The sequence below is a fragment of the Paraburkholderia xenovorans genome (assembly GCF_046030735.1).
Lineage (GTDB): Bacteria > Pseudomonadota > Gammaproteobacteria > Burkholderiales > Burkholderiaceae > Paraburkholderia > Paraburkholderia xenovorans_A.
This window is the reverse complement of sequence record NZ_JAQQBV010000112.1, coordinates 1-640: the sequence shown is the minus strand read 5'-3', so window position 1 is coordinate 640 and position 640 is coordinate 1. Positions and strand designations below refer to the sequence as shown.

Genomic DNA, 640 nt, shown 5'->3' with positions numbered 1-640 from the left:
AGAGCTTTACGTATAGCCGCAACGGGACGGACCATTGAAGATACTTTTCATCCACCAGAATTTGCCCGGCCAGTTCAGGCACCTGATGTCTCATTGCGCGCGCGACCCTGCATGTGAGGTAGCTGCAATCGGTGAGAAAAGACGCATCCTGGCGAACGTGAAGTGGCCCATTGTGGGCGTGAAATTCTACGGCTACGATTTTACGCCAACGCCGCGAGACAAAGCCGCACGCGACCTTTGGACTACCGAAAACGCATTGCGTCGAGGCCGTGCTGCGGCCGCGTGCATGAAACGGCTTCGCGGCGAGGGGTTTATTCCGGATGTGATTTACGGTCATCCTGGCTGGGGGGAGATGCTTCACGTTCGGGACGTCTTTCCCAGCGCACGCGTAACCAACTATTGTGAGTTCTATTTCAATCGCGAGGGCCAGGACTACGGATTTGATCCAGAATTTCCGGACTCCGATCCAGACGGGTTCCGGATCCGCACGGAGAATATGACACAACTGGTGAGTCTGACCGGTGCTGATGCGGGTATCAGTCCGACGATGTGGCAGAGGTCCCGGTACCCGGAACTGTTTCAGGAGCGCATTTCCGTGATTCATGACGGGATCGATCTTGACATCGTCAAACCTGATCCC

At 55.8% G+C, this 640-nt stretch carries 1 protein-coding gene; it reads left to right on the top strand.

From position 1 onward, the window contains the following. Positions 1 to 34: 34 nt before the first annotated feature. Positions 35 to 640, top strand: a 606-nt coding sequence (locus PQQ51_RS34350; RefSeq protein WP_527250818.1) for a glycosyltransferase family protein, incomplete at its 3' end; no start/stop codon positions are given.